Here is a 13,916-nt window from a genome sequence, read left to right as displayed (position 1 = left end):
AGGTCTTCCCCAGGAACAGCCCGGACCGAAGGCACCACACACCGGCGCCGTTTCTCTCCCATACCTCCGACAGAAAGGGGTCGTGCACCCAAAACCGCACAGCGAGACACCACTCGGGACCAGCCACAATGGCTGGCCCCACGGTAGACCTCGCGCCGCGGACTTTACCGGCCCTGTGTGCTCCGGCCAATACCCGCCGTGCACACCGGGCCAGGGTGCGACCCGCTGGTCCTACACAGGAAGGAACAACCCGTGCAGCACGCCTCGCGCCCCTTCCGGGGTCGCCGACAGCTCGCCGCCATCGGGGCCCTGGCGATCGTCGCCGGCGGCTTGGTCGGCCTGTCGCTCGCCGCCCCCGCCCAGGCCTCCACGATCGAGGGCCCCATCGGGCGTAGCGAGATGCTCTCCCGCACCCAGAACTGGGTCGATCGGGGCATCACCTACACCCAGACCGGCACCTGGGCCAGCGACATCGACGGAGACAAGACCTACCGCCGGGACTGCTCCGGCCTGGTCTCGATGGCCTGGCACCTGAACACCAGCTACATCACCGACGACTTCCAGGGCAGCAACTCGCGCTGGAAGACCCTCGGCAGCATCGACGACTTCCAGCCGGGCGACGCGATGGTGCGCTCGGGCCACATGGAGCTGTTCGCGCACTGGGCCGACCGGTCCGACCACAGCAAGGGCGCCTACGTCTACTCCTTCAACAGCGACGGCCAGACGGTCCAGAACCCGTACGCGAAGAACAACGAGGGCAATCTGGGCTTCAACAGTGCCGCCGACCTGCGCACCTACAAGCCGATTCGGCGAACCGGGATCATCGACGGCCCGGCAGGCCGGAAGGGGCCGGCGCTCGCGCACGACGACGGCGACGGCACCATGACCATCCACCGCTGGAACTCGACCGGCAGCAGCTTCACCCACACCACCGACTACAAGGGCGAGGGCTCCTTCGCCCTGTCCAACGTCGGCGACCGGGTCGCCGCCGGCGACGTCGACGGGGACGGCAACGACGACATCGTCATGGCGTACCAGATCAGCGACGGCACCTTCGGCTTCTACGTATTCGACGAGGGCCTGCGCAGTCGTGGTCGTTGGTACACCTCCGGTCCCTACAACCTCGGCCCGGTCGACGGACGCCTGGTCGTGGCCGACTTCACCGGAGACGGCAAGGCCGAACCCGCACTCGTACACGACGACGGCGACGGCACCATGACCATCCACCGCTGGACCTCCACCGGCAGCAGCTTCACCCACACCACCGACTACAAGGGCGACGGCTCATTCGCCCTGTCCAACGTCGGCGACCGCGTCGCCGCCGGCGACGTCACCGGCGACGGCAAGGCCGACATCGTCATGGCCTACCAGATCAGCGACGGCACCTTCGCCTACTACGTCTGGAGCGGCGGCCTCACCAGCCTCGGCCGCTGGTACACCTCCGGCCCCTACAACCTCGGCCCGGTCGACGGACGCCTGGTCGTGGCCGACTTCACCGGAGACGGCAAGGCCGAACCCGCACTCGTACACGACGACGGCGACGGCACCATGACCATCCACCGCTGGACCTCCACCGGCAGCAGCTTCACCCACACCACCGACTACAAGGGCGACGGCTCATTCGCCCTGTCCAACGTCGGCGACCGCGTCGCCGCCGGCGACGTCACCGGCGACGGCAAGGCCGACATCGTCATGGCCTACCAGATCAGCGACGGCACCTTCGCCTACTACGTCTGGAGCGGCGGCCTCACCAGCCTCGGCCGCTGGTACACCTCCGGCCCCTACAACCTCGGCCCGGTCGACGGACGCCTCGTCCTCGGCAACTGGTGACGCAAGCCGCGAGAACCGGGGGCGAGGGTAGGCCGGCAGCGAGCCGGTGACCCTCGCCCCTTTTCGTCCCTGGCGTCCCTGGCGTCCCTGGCGTGGAGATCATGGCGAGGTGCGGACGGTACGACCCGGAGATGGCCCGCGGTGACGCTGGTTGACCGAGCGGCCGGGTGAGCCGGATCGCGAGCAGCTTGTCCATTCCGTCCCAGGTACCGACCCGGTGCGGCGAGCATGGGCAGATGAGGAGGTGGCAGGAGCGGGCAGCAGAATGGGGCCGGCGGGCCATAGGCCGGCCGTTGGCCAGCGTCGACGAGACCGGCCACCGGCACGCCACCTGGTTCGAACTCTTCTTCGACGTGATCTTCGTCTTCGCCCTGGCGGCCGTGGTGGACCGGCTCGGCGAGGACAGCACCCCTCGGCTGAGCAGCGTGATCACCGTGTTCGGGCTCTTCCTGGTGGTGCAGTGGGCTTGGGTGGGGCACGCCTACTACGCCACCCGGTACGAAGCGGATGATCTGCCGCACCGTTTGCTGCTGCTGCTCGCGCTGCTCGGCGCCGGGGCGATCACCGTCGGGGTGGATGAGGTGCCCGACGGCGAGATGCTGCCGGTCGGCTACCTGATCGTCCGTGGCGTACTGCTCCTGCTCTACTTCCGGGGCCGCCCGACCACCGAGGTGGCCCGGGCGGGCACCCTCGTCTACCTGATCGGCTTCGGACTCGGCTGGCTGATCTGGCTGGCCTCGCTGGCCGTGCCCGGGCACCTGCGGCCGGCGTTCTGGATCACCGGCACGCTGGTCGAGCTCGCCACGCCCTGGGCCGGCTACCGCTGGCTCAGCCGGTGGCCGGTGGACGTCCGGCACCTCCCGGAACGGGTCGGCCAGTTCATCATCATCGTGCTCGGCAGCACGGTGGCCAACCTGCTCGCCACGGTGCCGAACCACCCCGACCAGAAGATGGCCCTCACCGCGGCGCTGGCCTTCACCGTGCCGGCGGCGATCTGGTGGATCTACGCCACCTTCGTCACCAGTGGCATCCCCATGCACCGGCTGCGCGGCGGTCAGCCCTACGCCTACCTGCACTACCTGCTCGGTGGCGGCCTGCTGCTGCTCGGCTGGGCACTCGGGCAGGTGGTCCGGACGGTCCACCGCGACGAGACCCTGACCACGGAGGTACGCCTGCTGCTCGCCGGCTCGACCACCCTCTGGCTCCTCTGCGGGCTGGGCCTCTACTGGCTGTCGATCCGGGTCGCGCTCGGTGTCACCGTGCTCGCCGCGTGCGGGATCGGCTCGGCCTGGGCGATCACCTTGATGGCCTTCTCGCCGTTCCTGGTGCTGGTGTTGCTCAGCGCGGCGATCGTCGGGTACGCGGTGCTGTTCACCTTCGTGCTGGGCAGGGAACGGATCGCTCCGGGAACGGAGCTCACCGCCACCGACTGACCCGGCGTCCGCTCGGGTCGCCGCGCCCCGGCGACGACGCCACCGTCGAGGCGCTCGCCCGCGCTGAAGCGGTACGGTAAGCGGCCGCCGGTCATGCCGAGCGGCCGGCCTCCGCGGGGGCGTCGCCGATGCGGGGGAACGGTTCGATCGAGAAGGCCACCTCGACCGGCACCTCGAAGTACGCGGCTATCCGCAGCGCCAGGTGCAGGCTGGGCCGGAACTCGCCCCGCTCCAGGTAGCCGACCGTCTGGTAGTGCACACCCAACGCGTCGGCGAGCTGCCGCCGGGAGATGCCCCGCTCGGCCCGCAGCACCGCGATGCGGTTGTGCACGGTCTCGCTCATCGACGTCCTCTCAGATGACCTGCTGCATGGCCCGCTCCCGGCGTGCGGCCACCCGGGAGCCGGATTCGCGGCGGGCCATCCGCCGCAGTACGACGGGGGCCAGCACGAGCCCGAGCACCGCCCACGCGCCGAGCACGCCGAACGTCTCCAGGTGCCGCCACGACCCGCCGATCTCGACCGCGGCCAGCGCGTCCGGCAGCAGCGCCGAGCGCATGCCCAACCCTAGCCAGTAGACCGGGAAGGCCTGGGCGACGGCCTGGAGCCAGCCCGGGTAGCCGTTGATCGGGTAGAAGATGCCGGAGAGCGCGATCAGCCCCATCATCGGCAGCATGATCAGCCCGAGGTTGCGCGGGTTCTCGATCAGCGACCCGATGACCGCGCCGAGGGGCAGGGTGGCCACCAGGCCGAGCACCGCCACCCAGAGCAGGGTGAGCCAGGCCGGTGCGCTGGTCAGGCGGAGCCCGTCCACAAGGAACAGCGACGGGACGAGCTGGATGAGCATGCTCACCAGCGCGACGGTCGACATCAGGGTGAGCTTGCCGACGAGGTAGCCGAGCATGCCGTTCGGAGTGGCCTTGGCCCGCAGCAGCGTGCCGTCCTCGCGCTCGACGACGAGCTGTTGGGCAAGCGTGATCAGGCCACCGAAGGCCAGCCCCATGCCGAGGACGCTGGGCAGCGTACGGGCGCCGAGGGAGAAGTCCGTGCCGGGAACCGTGGCTCCACGCATGAAGAAGACGGTGACCAGCAGGACCAGGGTCGGGAAGAGGTAGCCCCACAGGTCCTGCGCGTTGGTGAAGGTGTTGCGCAGCTCGATCAAGCCGCGCTGGTATCCGGCCCGGACGGCCGCCGAGGTCGGGTTCATCAGTGCCTCCCCTGCTGCCAAGCCCCGGCCGCCGTGCTGCCTCGGGCCCCGGACTCCTGCTCGTAGACCAGTGCCATGTACGCGTCCTCCAGGTTGGGCCGGCGGACCTCCAGCTCCTGCACGTCGTCGCCGTACTGCCGGAACAGGTCACGGAGGAAGGCCGTGGCGTCGGCTGCGGAGTGGACGAAGCGCTCGCCGTCCCGGGTCCAGCGGATCTCCGCGTTCCCGGCGACCCGGCGGGACAGCTCGTCCGGCGAACCGTCGGCGATGATGCGGCCGCCGGCCAGGATGAGGATCCGCTCGGCGAGCTTCTCCGCCTCGTCCAGGTCGTGCGTGGTGAGCAGGATCGTGGTGTCGTCCAGGTCGGCCAGCCGGTGCACCAGCTCGTGGAACTCGCGGCGAGCGGCCGGGTCGAACCCGACCGTCGGCTCGTCCAGGAAGAGCAGCTCGGGGCGGCCCACGATGCCTACCGCCACGTCGAGCCGACGCCGTTGACCCCCGGAGAGCTGGCTGACCCGCTTGCGGGCGTGCTCGGCGAGACCGACGGTGTCCAGCAGCTCGTCGACCGGCCACGGTCGGCGGATCCGGCCGGTGGAGTAGGGGGCGTAGAAGGCGCCCAGGTGCGCCAGCAGCTCCCGGACCCGCCACTTGCCGTGGTCACGCCAGGACTGGAGCACCACCCCCATCCGGGCGCGCCAACGCTCGTCGCCCCGGCTCGGGTCGACGCCGAGGACCCGGACATCTCCGGCGGAGCGCATCCGGAAGCCTTCGAGGATCTCGATGGTGGTGGTCTTGCCGGCACCGTTCGGGCCGAGCAGCGCGAGCACCTCGCCGCGCCGGGCGGTGAGGTCGACGCCGTGCAGCACGTCGACGGTGCCGTAGCGCATGCGCAGATCGCGGACGTCGAGTACGAGGTCCCCGTCGGGCGGGTGCGGAGCGGCAACGGTTCCTGGGAGCTCGACGGCGGTCATGACCCCTCCCTGGCTGATGAACTACTGCGCCAAAATGTAGCATCCCTACTACACATCGGCGTAGACACACTGCTGCCCGCGAGTTCGCCACTTCGGGGCCGGAGACGCCAGTGGGGTGGGAGCATGCCCCCACCCCACGATGCGTACCGTCAGCTCAGGCGGCCAGCGCCTCCTCGGCCTCGGCCTGCCGCCGCCACTCGGGCTTGCAGGCCCGCCAACTCTCGTCGTCCATGCCCCGTCGCCAGTAGCCGGAGATGGAGCACATCTCCCGGGGCACGCCCCGCTCGACGCGCAGCAGCCGACGCAGTTCCTTCACGAACGCCGCCTCGCCATGCACGAACGCGTGCACGGCGCCGGGCGGGAAGTCGAGCGTCCGTACGGCGTCCACGAGCACCTCGCCCACCGGCCGGGCGGCCCGGTGCAGCCAGTAGAGCTCGACCTCTCCCCGGCAGATCCGGCAGCTCGTCGGCCGGGCCGTCGACCTCGACGAAGACCTTCGCCGGCGCGCCGGACGGCAGCCGCTCCAGCGACGCGGCGATCGCCGGCAGGGCGCTCTCGTCCCCGACCAGCAAGTGCCAGTCCGCCGCCGGGCTCGGGGCGTACGCCCCACCGGGGCCGACGAAGTACACCGGATCGCCGGGGCGCAGGCCGGCCGCCCAGGGTCCGGCGAGCCCCTCGTCGCCGTGGTACACCACCTCGACGGTGAGCTCCCCGGCTCGCGCGTCCCACGCCCGCACGGTGTACGTCCGCAGGCGTGGCCAGTGCGAGCGCGGCAGGTCGCGGCGGACGGCCTCCAGGTCGTACGGCGACGGGTGGGCGACGTGCGGCTGGGGGAAGACCACCTTGATGTAGTGGTCGGTGAACTCGCCCACCGGCAGGCCGGTCAGCTCCTCACCACCGAGAACCAGCCGGATCAGGCGCGGGGCGGGCCGCTCGACACGCACTACCTCAGCCCTGGTGACCTTCGTACGGCGCTCCGTCATATTGGTTAGGTTACCCTAACCTTCACCGGCGGTGGGGCGGGGTCCACCATCCCTGGCCAGGCGAGCGTGCCAGGCGACCGCAGCGGGGTCGGTCAGCGAGGCGACCTGGTCGATCACCACACGCAGCCGCGCGCCGTCGTCCGGGGCCGCCCGCCACAGCGGCGCGAAGACCGGGTCGAGCCCCTCCGGCGCCCGGGCCACCAGAGCGGCGACCAACTCGGCGAGCACCTGCCGCTGCCACTCGTATCGGGCGCGCGCGCCGGGGCGACGCATCACGTAGCGCAACGCGATCCCCTTGAGCAGCGCGCAGCGGGCCCGCACCTCCCGGGGCACCACCAGGTCCGCCGCGTACCGGCGGTGCGGGCCGGGGCCGAAGCGGTCCTGTGTCGCGGAGACCGCGGCGGAGACGAAGCGGCCGGTCAGCACGCTGGTGGTGGCCTTGAGCGCGGCCTGCGCACCGTGGCTGCCGTCGTACCCGGCGAGCGGGGCGAGCGCCGGATCGGCGAGAAGCTCCACCAGCACCTCACCGAGGTCGGCCGGCGACTCGCGGGAGTAGATCGCCGCCACGTCTGCGCAGAGCGCGGCACGTTCGTCGGCGTCGTCGAGCAGGGGACGCAGCGACACGTACCCACTGTGGATGCCGTCCTCGACGTCGTGTACCGAGTACGCCACGTCGTCCGCCCAGTCCATCACCTGCGCCTCCAGGCAGCGCCGCTCCCCCGGCGGCGCGCCGGCCCGGATCCAGCCGAACACGTCGGCGTCGTCGGCGTACACCCCGAACTTGCGGCGGCCGGGGCGGCGCGGCCAGGGGTACTTGCCGACCGCGTCGAGCGAGGCGCGGGTGAGGTTCAGACCGGCGGAGGAGCCGTCGGGGGCGAACACCTTCGCCTCCAACCGGATCAGCACCCGCAGCGTCTGCGCGTTGCCCTCGAAGCCGCCGCAGTCGCCGGCCAGCAGGTCCAGCGCGGCCTCGCCGTTGTGCCCGAACGGCGGGTGCCCGAGGTCGTGGGCGAGCCCGGCGACGTCCACCACGTCCGGGTCACAGCCCAGCCGGGCGCCCATCTCCCGGGCGATCTGCGCGACCTCCAGCGAGTGGGTCAGCCGGGTACGCAGAAAGTCGTCGGTGCCCGCCGTGTGCACCTGGGTCTTCGCGGCCAACCGCCGGAACGCCGCCGAGTGCAGCACCCGTGCGCGGTCCCGCTCGTACGGGGACCGGCCGTGCCCGGTGTCCTTGGGCGCTTCCGTGACCCGCCGCCGCGTGTCCGGCGCGTCGAACGGCTGCCCGCTCAACCGGTCGTCCCAGCCCTAGTCACGTTGCCGGAGCACGCAGAATTCGTTGCCCTCCGGGTCGGCGAGCACCGTCCAGTCGACACCGGCCTGCCCGACGTCGACGTGCCGGGCACCCATGTCGACCAGCCGCTCGACCTCTGCCTCGCGGTCGTCGGGGCGCAGGTCGAGGTGGAGCCGGTTCTTGGTCTCCTTGCCCTCGGTGACCGGCACGAAGACGATGCCGGGGAGCCGCTCCGGCGACTGCCGGATCTCCACCTCGTCGGGCTTCTCGGTGACTACCTGATAGCCGAGGGCCTCGGCCCACCACCGGGCCAGCCGGGGCGGATCGTGGGCGTCGACGGTCAGGCTCTCCCAGACGCTGGTCATGCAGCCACCCTTCCGCAACGACGGAGTACGAGCGAGCCAAGGTTACGCCCGCGACCGCCGTGCGGCCTGCCGGCGAACCCGCTCGCGGGATGACAGTTCCCGGACCGGGGCCGGGTGAATCCGCCACGGCAACCCGGATCCGGCTCGCCCGACACCACCGGCGGCGGGACGGTCATCCGGCCCGCCGCCGGTCCGGTCAGCGGCTGTCCGAGCCGGTCGTCTCCACGACGGCTCGACCCGCCTCCAGCCGCGCCACCGGCACCCGGAACGGCGAGCAGGAGACGTAGTCCAATCCGACGGAGTGGAAGAAGTGCACCGAGTCGGGGTCGCCGCCGTGCTCGCCGCAGACGCCGAGCTTCAGTCCGGGCCGGGCGGCCCGGCCCTCCTCGGCGGCGATCCGGACCAGCCGGCCCACTCCCTCGGTGTCGATCGACTCGAACGGTGAGATGCCGAAGATGCCCAGCTCCAGGTAGCGCCAGAAGAACGCGGCCTCCACGTCGTCGCGGGAGAATCCCCAACCCATCTGGGTCAGGTCGTTGGTGCCGAAGGAGAAGAACTCCGCCGCCTCGGCGATCTGCCCGGCGGTCAGCGCCGCCCGCGGCACCTCGATCATCGTGCCGATCAGCACCTCGACGCCGCTCTCCCCGACCACCTCCGCGATGATCTTCTCGGCCTCGGCGCGTACCGTCTCCAGCTCCTGCACCGCGCCGACCAGCGGGACCATGATCTCCGGGCAGGCCGACCCGCCGTCACGCACGACCGCGACGGCGGCCTCGACGATCGCGCGGACCTGCATCGCGAACAGGCCGGGGATGACCAGGCCGAGGCGTACGCCGCGCAGGCCGAGCATCGGGTTCTCCTCGTGCATCCGCCGCACGGCGGCGAGCAGCGCCTCCTCCTTGGCCACGTCCTCACCGCGCTCCTGGGCCACCGCCACGTTGACCGCGAGCTGCTCCAGCGGCGGCAGGAACTCGTGCAGCGGTGGGTCGATCAGCCGGACGGTGACCGGCAGGCCGTCCATCGCCTTGAATATCTCCACGAAGTCGGTCCGCTGCAACGGCAGCAGGGCGGCGAGGGCGTTCTCGCGTTCGTCGTCGGTGCGGGCCAGGATCAGCCGCTCGACCAGCTCCCGGCGGTCGCCGAGGAACATGTGCTCGGTCCGGCACAGCCCGATGCCGCCGGCGCCGAAGCGCCGGGCCCGGGCCGCGTCGTCGGCCGTGTCGGCGTTCGCGCGTACGGTCAGCCGCCGCAGCTGGTCGGCGTGCGTCATGATCCGGTGTACGGCCCGGACGAGCGGGTTGTCACGCTGCTCGGCGTCGAGCGTGCCCTCGAAGTACTGCACCACCTCGGAGGGCATGACGGGCACCTCGCCCAGGTAGACCTTTCCGGTCGTGCCGTCGACCGAGATGACGTCGCCCTCTCCGACGGTGTGCCCGCCCACGGTGAACCTCCGCTGCGGGATGTTCACGTCCAGCTCGTCGGCACCGGAGACGCAGGTCTTGCCCATCCCCCGGGCCACGACGGCCGCGTGGCTGGTCTTGCCGCCCCGCGAGGTGAGAATGCCCTTGCTCGCGATCATGCCGTTCAGGTCGTCCGGGTTGGTCTCGCGGCGGACCAGGATCACCGACTCACCCTGGGCGGCCAGTTCGACGGCGCGGTCGGAGCTGAAGACCGCCTTGCCCGACGCCGCGCCCGGCGAGGCTCCGACGCCCTTCGCCACCGGGTCGAACTCGTGGTCGAGCCGGAACCGCGGGAACATCAGCTGGGCCAACTGCGCGCCGTTGACGCGGTGCAACGCCTCGTTCAGGTCGATGAGACCCTCGTCGACGAGCTGGCCGGCGATGACGAAGGCCGCGGCCGCCGTACGTTTTCCGACCCGGGTCTGCAGCATCCAGAGTTTGCCGCGCTCGATGGTGAACTCGATGTCGCAGAGGTCCCGGTAGTGCTCCTCCAGCCGGGCCATGTAGCCGAGCAGCTCGTCGTAGGACTTCTTGTCGATCCGCTCCAGCTCCTGCAGCGGCACGGTGTTGCGGATGCCGGCGACCACGTCCTCGCCCTGGGCGTTGGCGAGGTAGTCGCCGTAGATGCCCTGGGCGCCACTGGCCGGGTCGCGGGTGAACGACACACCGGTGCCGGAGTCCGGACCCAGGTTGCCGAAGACCATCGCCACCACGTTGACCGCCGTGCCCAGGTCGGCTGGGATGCGCTCCTGCCGGCGGTACACCACCGCGCGCTCGGCGTTCCACGACTCGAAGACCGCCCGGATGGCCAGGTCGAGCTGTTCCCGCGGCTCCTGCGGGAACTCCCGCCCGGTGTGCTTGACGAAGATCTTCTTGTACGCGTCGACCAGCCCGCGCAGGTCGTCGGCGGCCAGGTCGAGATCGTCCGTGGTGCCCCTGGCGCGCTTGGCCTCCTCCAACGCGTGCTCGAACTCCTCGCCCGGCACGTCGCAGACGGTCTTGCCGAACATCTGGATCAACCGGCGGTACGAGTCCCAGGCGAAGCGGTCGTTCTGCCCCGCCTGCGCGCTGAGGCCGACCACGCTGCGGTCGTTGAGGCCCACGTTGAGGACGGTCTCCATCATTCCCGGCATGGAGAACTTCGCGCCGGAGCGGACGGAGACGAGCAGCGGGTCGTCCGGGTCGCCGAGGCGACGGCCCATCTCCCGTTCGAGGGCCTCCAGGTGCGCCTCGATCTGGTCGGCGAGCCCGGCCGGTTCCGCGCCCGTGGCGAGGTACGCCTTGCAGGCCTCGGTGGTGATCGTGAAACCGGGCGGCACCGGCAGGCCGAGGTTGGTCATCTCGGCCAGGTTGGCGCCCTTGCCGCCGAGCAGGTCCTTGAGGTCCTTGTTGCCCTCGGCGAAGTCGTAGACGTACTTGTGATCGACCGTTTCTTGCGCTGCCACCAGAGCCTCCCGCGCGCCATCGACACTTAACGAAGGTTCAGTTCGGAACTACCCCGGGCGCGAGCGCCGTTAATCACGGCGTCGTCAGCGATCGGTGGGCGAAGGTTAAGCGAACATCGGGTGGCCTGGGGCCGTTCGGTGACAATAGGCACAGCCATCACCACTATCCGCGTTCGTACCGGCTTTTGGGAACGGTCCCACGCGCATGATCACGCAGGGACCACTGCCCGCCGTACCCTTGACGGCACGCATTTCGGTGAACGTCATATTTGCCACAACCGACGCGAATACACCCCGGAGCCGCCGCCGTGTCGTCCCTCCCCTCCGCCGCCGACCGCGAGCAGATGTCGCTGCGTACCCCCGCCGCCGGTGACCTCGCCCGGACCGCCGCCCAGGTCGCCGGCGACCTGCTGACCCCCACCGCCCCGGTACGGCTCACCGACGTCGTACCCAGGCCCGAAGAGGTACGTCCGGAACCGGCCGACGACCACCAGCTGACCGCCGACACGGTGATCCGGGTCAGCGCCGGCACCGCCGCGCCGGCCGTCGCCGAGCACCTCGCCGAACTGCTGCGGCCGGCCACCGGCTACCCGCTGCCGGTGACCGACACGGACGACCCGGAAACGGACAGCGGGATAGTTCTCGCGCTCACCGGGGACGACGCGCTCGGCGCCGAGGGCTACCGGCTCGCCGTGACCCGCACCGTCGTACGGATCACGGCAGCGTCCCCGGCCGGCCTCTCCCACGGCGTACAAACCCTCCGTCAGCTCCTACCGCCGGCCATCGAGAGCCGCACGCCGGTCACCGGACCCTGGGTGCTGCCCGGCGGATCGATCGTCGACCGGCCGCGGTACCCGTACCGGGGCGCGATGCTCGACGTGGCCCGGCACTTCTTCCCGGTCGCCGGCGTACTCCGGGTCATCGACCACCTGGCCCGGTACAAGCTCAACCGCCTGCACCTGCACCTCACCGACGACCAGGGCTGGCGGATCTCGGTACCCGGCTGGCCCCGCCTCACCACCGTCGGAGCCGCGACCGAGGTCGGCGACGGCCCGGGCGGCTACTACACCACCGCCGACTACCAGCGCATCGTCGAGTACGCCGCGGCCCGGCACATCACCGTCGTACCCGAGATCGATCTGCCCGGACACACCAACTCCGCGCTGGCCGCGTACGGCGAACTGGCCCCGGACGGCGTCACGCCACCGCCGTACACCGGCACCGAAGTGGGCTTCAGCTACGTCGACCCGACGAGCGAACGGACCTACCAGTTCATCGCCGACGTGCTCGGCGAGGCGGCCGCGCACACCCCCGGCCCGTACCTGCACATCGGCGGCGACGAGGCGTTCAAGGTGAAGGGCGCCACGTACACCGGCTTCGTCGAGCGAGTGCAGCGCATCGTCGCCGACACCGGCAAGACCGTGGTCGGCTGGCACCAGATAGCCCCGGCCGCGCACATCGAAGGACGGATCCTCCAGTGGTGGGGCACGAACGGCGACGACCCCGCCACAGCCGAGGCGGTACGCCGGGGAGCACGGCTCATCCTCTCCCCCGGCAACCACGCCTACCTGGACATGAAGTACGCACCCGACACCCCGCTCGGACACGACTGGGCCGGACTGATCGACGTACGCCGGGCGTACGACTGGGACCCGGGCAGCCACGTCGCCGACGTACCGGCCGAGGCGATACTCGGCGTGGAGGCCCCGCTCTGGACCGAGTCGGTGACCTCGCTGCCGGAGATCGAGTTCATGCTCTTCCCCCGGCTACCCGCTCTCGCGGAACTGGGCTGGTCACCGCGGTCGGCGCACAGTTGGGCCGGGTTCCGGCAGCGGCTGGCCGGGCACGGCGCACGCTGGGCGACCGCCGGGATCACGTACCACCCGTCCCCGGAGATCCCCTGGCCGGCAACCCCTGCCGAAGCCACCGATCCGGCGACCACACCGCCCGCCGGCGCCCCGACGCCGCCAACCGCCGACCCAGTGACGACACGACCCGCCAGCGCCCCGACGCCGCCAACCGCCGACCCAGTGACGACACGACCCGCCAGCGCCCCGACGCCGCCAACCACCGACCCAGTGACGACACGACCCGCCAGCACCGCAACGACGCCAACCACCGACCTGGTGACACCGCCCGCCAGCGCTCCGACGACGCCAGCCACTCGTCCAGTGGCGGATACCGCGCCGATTCCCACCCAGACAACGCCGGAAACCGCGACCGACCCGGCCTGAGGCGGCGAAGGCGGCGGGCGAGGCAGCGACCTGCGACCCAAAACGACACGCGGACCGACGACCGAGGCCGGCGCGACGGCGCAGCGCCCGACCGAGGCGATCGAGGCGACCGGCGCGATCCGCGACCGGTTGATCGGGGCGAACCGCGCGATCAGGGCGATCGGCGGGGTGATCGACTCGGGTTCATTGATGTCGGGGTGTCCCGGGCCTCGGGTTACCGCGACTTCAATAAAGGCGAGTCGATCATGTCGCCGGCCGGCCTAACCGGGCTGGTTTGTCCGGCTCGGTGGGCGACTGGTCGCGTCGAATGTCCGTTATCGGGGTGGGCGTCCCGTGTCCGGGGCCACCCCGGCGGTGGAATCATGCCGAGGGCCGGGTCGTTGAACATGACGTGCCGCGCGACCCCGGTCGCCGGCCCCGCGGCGCAGAACCTCGGCCGGGAACACCACCACCCCCGGGCTCGTTGAAACCCCCGAGCCGCCGCAGCTCCACCACGCGGCCACCCCCGGCCCCCGGCGGAATGCCGCACCGGCCCCCACCGTTACACCCCCAAGCCGCCGAAGTACTGGCAGCATCCCCGGGAAGCCGGGCCCCAGGCGGAACACCCCGCCGGCCCCCACCGTTACACCCCGGACCGCCCGAGCAGGCCACGCCGCCGGGCACACTCCCCCTCGACTTCACCCGTGCGACACCCCCATG

The 13,916-nt window shown here is 71.2% G+C and carries 8 protein-coding genes and 2 pseudogenes; 3 read left to right on the top strand and 7 right to left on the bottom strand.

Going from position 1 to position 13,916, the window contains the following annotated elements; translation table 11 throughout:
* The first annotated feature begins 252 nt into the window (after positions 1–252).
* Together ABZS42_RS08985 and ABZS42_RS08980 are read left to right on the top strand one after the other, a co-directional pair.
* Positions 253–1,830 carry a VCBS repeat-containing protein gene (locus ABZS42_RS08985; RefSeq protein ID WP_355143385.1) on the top strand — a complete coding sequence of 526 codons (1,578 nt, stop codon included), beginning with the start codon at positions 253–255 and terminating at the stop codon, positions 1,828–1,830.
* A gap of 236 nt (positions 1,831–2,066) precedes the next feature.
* A complete protein-coding gene (locus ABZS42_RS08980) occupies positions 2,067–3,263 on the top strand; it encodes a low temperature requirement protein A (protein ID WP_355143384.1) in 1,197 nt (398 codons plus the stop codon).
* 91 nt (positions 3,264–3,354) lie between these two features.
* On the opposite strand, the gene ABZS42_RS08975 is transcribed toward ABZS42_RS08980, so the two are convergent.
* The 7 genes and pseudogenes from ABZS42_RS08975 to ppdK all read right to left on the bottom strand — a co-directional run bounded on the left by ABZS42_RS08975 (position 3,355) and on the right by ppdK (position 10,983).
* Positions 3,355–3,606, bottom strand: coding sequence for a helix-turn-helix transcriptional regulator (locus ABZS42_RS08975; RefSeq protein ID WP_355143383.1), 252 nt, complete (start codon positions 3,604–3,606; stop codon positions 3,355–3,357).
* A gap of 10 nt (positions 3,607–3,616) precedes the next feature.
* The gene (locus tag ABZS42_RS08970) at positions 3,617–4,468 is read right to left on the bottom strand and encodes an ABC transporter permease (RefSeq protein ID WP_355143382.1); all 852 of its coding nucleotides are present in this window, start codon (positions 4,466–4,468) and stop codon (positions 3,617–3,619) included.
* Complete coding sequence (locus tag ABZS42_RS08965; RefSeq protein WP_355143381.1) at positions 4,468–5,439, bottom strand: ABC transporter ATP-binding protein; 972 nt, start codon at positions 5,437–5,439, stop codon at positions 4,468–4,470. The genes ABZS42_RS08970 and ABZS42_RS08965 overlap by 1 nt, the downstream gene beginning before the upstream one ends.
* Positions 5,440–5,593: 154 nt before the next feature.
* Positions 5,594–6,422: pseudogene (locus ABZS42_RS08960) on the bottom strand (siderophore-interacting protein).
* Between the two features lie 15 nt (positions 6,423–6,437).
* Entirely contained in the window at positions 6,438–7,712 is a 1,275-nt protein-coding gene (locus ABZS42_RS08955; protein WP_355143380.1) for a deoxyguanosinetriphosphate triphosphohydrolase, read from the bottom strand.
* 15 nt (positions 7,713–7,727) lie between these two features.
* Positions 7,728–8,078, bottom strand: a complete 351-nt coding sequence (locus tag ABZS42_RS08950) for a VOC family protein (protein WP_355143379.1) — start codon at positions 8,076–8,078, stop codon at positions 7,728–7,730.
* A gap of 196 nt (positions 8,079–8,274) precedes the next feature.
* Positions 8,275–10,983 (bottom strand): pyruvate, phosphate dikinase, encoded by a 2,709-nt coding sequence (gene ppdK, locus ABZS42_RS08945; RefSeq protein WP_355143378.1) that lies wholly within the window; start codon positions 10,981–10,983, stop codon positions 8,275–8,277.
* A gap of 308 nt (positions 10,984–11,291) precedes the next feature.
* On the opposite strand from ppdK, the pseudogene ABZS42_RS08940 reads away from it, so the two are divergent.
* Positions 11,292–12,905 (top strand): annotated as a pseudogene (locus tag ABZS42_RS08940) (beta-N-acetylhexosaminidase); the annotation flags it as partial.
* Positions 12,906–13,916 lie beyond the last annotated feature (1,011 nt).

The sequence above is a fragment of the Micromonospora sp. NPDC005367 genome (genome assembly GCF_040606825.1).
Taxonomy (GTDB): Bacteria; Actinomycetota; Actinomycetes; order Mycobacteriales; family Micromonosporaceae; genus Micromonospora.
Note: the sequence above shows the minus strand (reverse complement) of the source record. Positions and strands in the feature narration are given on the sequence as shown.

Coding starts and splice junctions, on each gene's coding strand:
- ABZS42_RS08970 (WP_355143382.1), bottom strand. CDS start 4,468: ATGAACCCGACCTCGGCGGCCGTCCGGGCCGGATACCAGCGCGGCTTG.
- ABZS42_RS08965 (WP_355143381.1), bottom strand. CDS start 5,439: ATGACCGCCGTCGAGCTCCCAGGAACCGTTGCCGCTCCGCACCCGCCC.
- ABZS42_RS08980 (WP_355143384.1), top strand. CDS start 2,067: ATGAGGAGGTGGCAGGAGCGGGCAGCAGAATGGGGCCGGCGGGCCATA.
- ABZS42_RS08975 (WP_355143383.1), bottom strand. CDS start 3,606: ATGAGCGAGACCGTGCACAACCGCATCGCGGTGCTGCGGGCCGAGCGG.
- ABZS42_RS08950 (WP_355143379.1), bottom strand. CDS start 8,078: ATGACCAGCGTCTGGGAGAGCCTGACCGTCGACGCCCACGATCCGCCC.